Source organism: Mycobacterium sp. E1715 (assembly GCF_001667625.1).
Taxonomy (GTDB): domain Bacteria; phylum Actinomycetota; class Actinomycetes; order Mycobacteriales; family Mycobacteriaceae; genus Mycobacterium.
Genome location: NZ_LZJJ01000230.1, coordinates 1 through 6446 on the forward strand (window position 1 = coordinate 1; position 6446 = coordinate 6446).

A 6446-nucleotide genomic window follows, 5' to 3' on the forward strand; every position below is an offset into this window, starting at 1 on the left:
CCGCAATGGGGCCACTGTGTTTCGGCGGTATTAACGTCCCGCTCGCCGTGTAAGCGGTTTCAGCCGAGCAGCGCGTCGACGAAAGCGCCCGGCTCGAACGGCGCCAGGTCGTCGGGCCCCTCCCCGAGCCCGACGAGCTTCACCGGCACGCCGAGTTCCTGTTGGACGCGGAATACGATGCCGCCCTTGGCCGTTCCGTCCAGCTTGGTCAGCACGGCGCCCGTGATCTCGACGACGTCGGCGAACACCCGCGCCTGGGCCAACCCGTTCTGTCCGATGGTGGCGTCGAGCACCAGCAGCACCTCGTCGACGGCGGCGCGTCGTGTAACGACGCGCTTGACCTTGTCGAGCTCGTCCATCAGCCCGACCTTGGTGTGCAGCCGGCCGGCGGTGTCGATGAGCACCACGTCGGCGCCTGCGGCGATGCCCTTGTCGACGGCGTCGAAAGCCACCGATGCGGGGTCGGCGCCTTCGGGCCCGCGCACCACCTCCGCGCCCACCCGGGAGGCCCAGGTCTGCAGCTGGTCGGCCGCGGCGGCCCGGAAGGTGTCGGCGGCGCCCAGCACGACGCGGCGTCCGTCGGCCACCAAGACCCGCGCCAGCTTGCCGACGGTGGTGGTCTTTCCGGTGCCGTTCACTCCGACGACCAGCAGCACCGACGGGTGGTCGGCGTGCGGCAGGGCGCGGATCGAGCGGTCCATTTCGGGGTGCAGCTCGCGGATGAGCACGTCGCGCAGGACGGCCTTCGCGTCGGCCTCGGAGCGCACGTCGCTGCCGGCCAGGCGGGCGCGCAGCTGCGTCATCACCGAATCGGTGACCACCGGGCCCAGGTCGGCGACCAGCAGGGTGTCCTCGACGTCCTGCCAGGCGTCCTCGTCGAGGTCGCCGCCGCCGATCAGGCCCAGCACGCTGCGCCCCAGCGCGTTCTGCGAGCGGGCCAGCCGGCCGCGCAGCCGCTCCAGCCGGCCCTCCGGCGGCGCGATGGCCTCGATCTCTGGGGCCTCGGGCACCTCGGGGGCCGCCGGCGGCGGCTCGGGGGGCGCTACCGGCGGCGGGGCGATCGTTTCCGGGGCCTCCGGCTCCGGGAGTTCGACCTCGGAGATCGTGCGCCGCGGCGCGTCGCGGGGAATGGTGGCGTCGTCGCCCACCGCGGGCAGGCCGGTGGTGTCGAGCCGGTCGGCCTGGGTCGTTTGGCTGAAGGTGATGCCGGACGACGCGGTGTAGCCGCCCGACCGGTCGATCGCGCCGGGCTCCGGCTTGGCCGTGAAGCTGATCCGCCGGCGGCGGTAGCGCACCAGGCCCAGGACCAGCGCGGCGATGACAACCAGGACGGCGACGACCGCGATGGCGATCCAAAGACCTTGCGACACGCTGACATTGTTTCAAGCGGGCCGGCGCTCAGGGGGCATCGGGTGTGCGTCCCGGGCGTCGAGCGTGCGTCCTGGGCGCAGAAATCGCCGAAACTCCGCCGTCAGTACCCGGTTGGGCACCCGCGCAGGGCTAGGAGGAGCTGGACACCAGCTGCTCGACCTGCTGCCCGCGCATCCGCTGCGAGATCACCGCGGTGATGCCGTCGCCCTGCATGGTCACGCCGTACAGGGCGTCGGCGACCTCCATCGTGGGCTTCTGGTGCGTGATGATGATCAGCTGCGAGCGCGCCCGGAGCAGCTCGAAGAGGCTGATCAGGCGGCGCAGGTTGGTGTCGTCGAGCGCCGCTTCCACCTCGTCCATGATGTAGAACGGCGAGGGGCGGGCGCGGAAAATGGCCACCAGCATCGCGACCGCGGTCAGCGCCTTCTCGCCACCGGACAGCAAAGACAACCGGGTGATCTTCTTGCCGGGCGGGCGCGCCTCGACCTCGATGCCGGTGGTGAGCATGTCGTCGGGATCGGTCAGCCGCAGCCGCCCCTCGCCGCCGGGGAACAGCACGGTGAAGACTTCCCGGAATTCGCGTTCCACGTCGACGAACGCGTCGCTGAACACCTGCAGGATGCGGGCGTCCACGTCGGCGACGACGTCCAGCAGATCCTTGCGGGCCGCCTTTACGTCCTCAAGCTGGGTGGACAGGAAGTTGTAGCGCTCCTCCAGCGCGGCAAACTCCTCGAGCGCCAGCGGATTGACCCGGCCCAGCTCCGCGAGCTCCCGCTCGGCGCGTTTGGCCCGCCGCTCCTGGGTGGGCCGGTCGTACGGCATCGGCGCCGGGGCGACCACCTGCTCACCGCGTTCGCGGGCCTGCTCGAACTCGGCCATCTCCAGCTCGGTGGGCGGCAGCGACACGTCCGGCCCGTACTCGGCGATCAGGTCGGCGGGCGCCATTCCGAACTGCTCGAGCACCATCTGCTCGAGCTGCTCGATGCGCATCGCGGCCTGCGCGTTGGCCACCTCGTCGCGGTGCAGCGAGTCGGTGAGCGTGGCGACCCGGGCGCTGAGCGCGTTCACCTCGTCGCGCACTGCCGCCATCGCCGTCGCCCGGCCCTGGCGTTCGGCCGCCAGCGCGTCGCGGATCTTCGATGCCGCCCCGACCACCAGGTCCAGTCGCTGCGCCAGCAGGCGTCCGGCGTCGGCCACCGCCGCGGCCACCGCGGCCGCGCGCAACCGAGCCTCGCGCGCCTGTTGGGCCCGCAGCCGCGCCTCGCGTTCCGCGGCCGCGGCGCGGCGCAGGGAATCCGCTCGCCCGCGCACCGCGTTGGCCCGCTCCTCGGCGGTGCGCACCGCCAGCCGGGCCTCCACCTCCGCGCTGCGGGCCGCCTCTGCGGCGGCGGCGATCCGCTGGCGGACCTCGGTATGGTTGGGCTCTTCGGCCTGAACGTGTTGCGTCTCTTGGGCGTTGCGCAGCCGGTTTTCCAGTTCCGTGACTTCTTGGACGGTCTGCGCGCGGCCGGCCTCGAGCTCCTCGCGCTGCCGCAACAACCTGGTCCACTCGTCTTCGGTGGTGCGGGCTTCCTGCCCGAGCCGGCCCAGCTGCTCGTACATCGCCGAGATCGCGGTGTCGGATTCGTTGAGCGCGGCCAACGCCTGCTCGGCGGAGTCCTGGCGGGCGGCCTGCTCGGTCAGCGCGCCGGACAGCGCCGCGGTCAGCTGGGCGACCTGCGATTCCGCGGTGGCCAGCTCGCTGCCGGCCTTATCGATTTCCGAGGTCACCTCGAGCGTGGACAGCTTGCGGTCGGAGCCCCCGCTCACCCAGCCGGCGCCCACCAGGTCACCGTCGAGCGTGACCGCACGCAACCGCGGACGCGCCGCCACCAGCTCGAGCGCCTGATCCAGGTCGTCGACCACCGCGACGCCCGAGAGCATCGCCGTGATGGCGCCGCGCAGCCGCGCGGGCGCCTCGATCAGGTCCAGCGCCCACAGGGCGGATCCGGGCAGCGCGTCGCGCGCCGCGGCGTCCTCGGCGGGCCAATCGCCGAGCACCAGCGCCGCCCGTCCGCCGTCCGCTTGCTTGAGCGCGGCGACCGCGGACCGGGCCGCGCCGAAGCTCTCGGCGGCCAGGGCGTCGGCCGCCGATCCCAGCACCGCGGCCAGCGCCGCCTCGTAGCCGGAGCGGACCTTGACCAGCTTGGCGATCGGCCCGAAAAGCCCTGTCCCGGCGTGGTTTTCGGTCAGCCAGGCCGCGCCGTCCTTGCGCTCCAGCCCGACCGCCAGCGCGTCGATGCGGGCCCGCAGCGAGGCCACCCGGCGTTCTGCGTCGCGCTCGGCGGCCTGCAGTTCGGCGACGCGCGCGTCGGCCAACCGAAGGGCGGCCACAGTGCGCTCGTGGTGCTCGTCGAGGCCCACCTCGCCCTGGTCGAGCTCGCCGACGCGGCCCTGCACGGTTTCGAACTCCGCCTTGGACTGCTGCGCGCGGGCGGCGGCCTGTTCGATGCGCTCGGACAGCCGGGCGACGCTGTCGTCGATGGATTCGACGCGCGCACGCATGGTCTCGACCTGACCGGCCAGCCGCGCCAGGCCTTCGCGCCGGTCCGCCTCGGCCCGCACCGCCGCCAGGTGGGCCCGATCGGCCTCGGCGGCCTCGCGCTCGCGCTCGCCCAGCTCGGCGCGCGCGGCATCGAGCCGGGTGCGTGTCTCGGCGAGTTCGGCCAGCAATTGCCGCTCGGCGACGGCGACCCGCTCGGCCTCGGCCTCCAACGCGTCGGGGTCGGTGTCGCTGGGCGGCGCCGGCTCCACGTCCAGATGATGCGCGCGTTCGCTGGCGATACGGACCGTCGCGGCCACCCGTTCGGCCAGCGCGGAGAGCCCGAACCAGGTGTGCTGCACCGATTCGGCCCGCTGCGAGAGTTCGGCGACGGCCGCCTCGTGCGCGGTGAGCTCCTCGGAAGCCACGGCCAGGCGGGCGGCGGCCTCGTCGTGCTCGCGGCGGATCGCGGCTTCCGCCTCGAAGATGGCGTCGCGCTCGGTCTGCCGGTTGACCAGGTCGTCGGCGGCCAGGCGCAACCGGGCGTCGCGCAGGTCGGCCTGGATGGTCTGGGCGCGGCGGGCCACCTCGGCCTGGCGGCCCAGCGGTTTGAGCTGGCGGCGCAGCTCAGTGGTGAGGTCGGTGAGGCGGGCCAGGTTGGCCGACATCGCGTCGAGTTTGCGGAGGGCCTTTTCCTTGCGCTTGCGGTGCTTGAGCACCCCGGCGGCCTCTTCGATGAAGGCGCGACGGTCTTCCGGTCGCGACTGCAGGATCTCGTCGAGCTTGCCCTGGCCGACGATGACGTGCATCTCACGGCCGATCCCGGAGTCGCTCAGCAGTTCCTGTACGTCCATCAAACGGCAACTGGCGCCGTTGATTTCGTATTCGCTGGCGCCGTCGCGGAACATGCGCCGGGTGATCGACACCTCGGAGTATTCGATCGGCAGCGCGTTGTCGGAGTTGTCGATGGTGACGGTGACTTCGGCGCGGCCGAGCGGGGCCCGCGACGAGGTGCCGGCGAAGATGACGTCTTCCATCTTGCCGCCGCGCAGCGTCTTCGCCCCCTGCTCCCCCATCACCCAGGCCAGGGCGTCGACGACGTTGGACTTGCCCGAACCGTTGGGCCCGACGACCGCGGTGATGCCCGGCTCGAAGCGCAGAGTCGTCGGCGAAGCGAAGGACTTGAAGCCCTTCAGCGTCAGACTCTTGAGGTACACGGCGAGCCAGACTACCGCTCGGATCGCCCGGCTCGGCCGCACCGAGGGGTGTCGGGAGGCCGGAAATGCGGCCGTTGTTCACGCCTTGCCGCACTGGTCACAGTGGCCACTTCTGTCACGCTCCGGGAGGTTGCGTCAGCGCTCGACGAACCCGTCGAAGCGTTCCCGCGGCTGCGACCAGTCGGCGACCACCTTGTCGACGCGGCCGGGCCTGGCCGGCCACGCCTGGCCGCCTTCCAGCAGCGCCAGCAGTTGCTCACCGGCCTCGCGCGGCCCCTGGGCGACCACCAGCACGCGGCCGTCGGCCTGGTTGGCCGCGTAGCCGGTGAGCCCCAACTCGAGCGCCCGGCTGCGCGTCCACCAGCGGAAGCCGACGCCCTGGACCTTCCCGTGCACCCAGGCGGTGAGCCGGACGTCAGGTTCCGACATCGGCGACCTTGAAGTTGACCTGCGTACCGGCCTTGAGCGTGCGCCCGACGGTGCAGACCAGGTCGATGGCCCGGTCGACCACCGCCAGCAGCCGCTCCTTCTCCTCCGCCGTCAGCCCGGACAGGTCCAGCTCGAGCGTCTCTTCCAGGAGCGGATACACCTCGCGTTCGCGGTCGGCGTCCCCGGACACCCTGACCACCGCGTGGTAGTCATCGCCGAGCCGGCGGGCGAGCGGCTGGTCGCTGGACATCCCGCTGCACGCGGCGAGCGCGATCTTCAGCAGCTCGCCGGGGGTGAACACGCCGTCGACGTCTTCGGACCCGACGAGTACCCGCGCACCGCGCGAGCTGTGTCCGGTGTAACGGCGCGATCCCGTGCGCTCCACCCAGAGTTCGGTCATGGCTCATTTCTACCGGGCAGTGCGCTGAGGCCGCGTCGCGTGTGCGTACAGGGCGATCACGACCGGCGTGTCGCCGCCCGGGTCGCACACTCAAAGCCCTGAGCGCACACTGGAATCGACAAGCCCTAGCGGACGATCAGCGAGAGCAGCTTCTTACCGAATGATATTGCGGCCGAATTGTTTTCGCAGGAGACAACCACCTGCTGGCCGACCCGCTGCCGCAGCTCGCGCTCGAAGACGTCCCGCAGCGTAGACGACGCGGCCGGGCACCCGTCACACGCGCCGACCATCCGGACCGTGACGGTGTGGCCGGCCACCGAGACCAGCTCGATCGACCCGCCGTGCGAGGCGGCAAGCGCGCCGACGGGCCCGGCAAGCAGTTCCGCGGCAACGGATTCCAGATCGGGGCCGGACGACTCGTCGACCGTCCAGCCCTGAGGGTCCAGCAGCGCCTCGCCGAGCGCCTCGCGGACGTCGTCTCCCAGTTCACGCCAGCTGCTGCCGGCGC

The 6446-nt window shown here is 72.0% G+C and carries 5 protein-coding genes; all 5 read right to left on the reverse strand.

Features of this window, described 5'->3' with window-relative positions; translation table 11 throughout:
- Positions 1 to 59 precede the first annotated feature (59 nt).
- Positions 60 to 1370, reverse strand: a complete 1311-nt coding sequence (ftsY, locus tag A9X03_RS12345) for a signal recognition particle-docking protein FtsY (protein ID WP_067748189.1) — start codon at positions 1368 to 1370, stop codon at positions 60 to 62.
- A 130-nt stretch (positions 1371 to 1500) separates the two neighbouring features.
- The gene (gene smc / locus A9X03_RS12350; protein ID WP_067780430.1) at positions 1501 to 5109 is read right to left on the reverse strand and encodes a chromosome segregation protein SMC; all 3609 of its coding nucleotides are present in this window, start codon (positions 5107 to 5109) and stop codon (positions 1501 to 1503) included.
- A gap of 135 nt (positions 5110 to 5244) precedes the next feature.
- Positions 5245 to 5538: an acylphosphatase gene (locus tag A9X03_RS12355; protein WP_067780433.1), complete on the reverse strand. Its 294-nt coding sequence runs from the start codon at positions 5536 to 5538 to the stop codon at positions 5245 to 5247.
- Positions 5525 to 5938, reverse strand: a complete 414-nt coding sequence (locus tag A9X03_RS12360; RefSeq protein ID WP_067748193.1) for an OsmC family protein — start codon at positions 5936 to 5938, stop codon at positions 5525 to 5527. The genes A9X03_RS12355 and A9X03_RS12360 overlap by 14 nt, the downstream gene beginning before the upstream one ends.
- A gap of 125 nt (positions 5939 to 6063) precedes the next feature.
- The coding region (locus A9X03_RS12365) for a NifU family protein (RefSeq protein ID WP_068261266.1) at positions 6064 to 6446 on the reverse strand (383 nt) is incomplete at its 5' end.

Coding starts and splice junctions, on each gene's coding strand:
- A9X03_RS12355 (WP_067780433.1), bottom strand. CDS start 5,538: ATGTCGGAACCTGACGTCCGGCTCACCGCCTGGGTGCACGGGAAGGTC.
- A9X03_RS12360 (WP_067748193.1), bottom strand. CDS start 5,938: ATGACCGAACTCTGGGTGGAGCGCACGGGATCGCGCCGTTACACCGGA.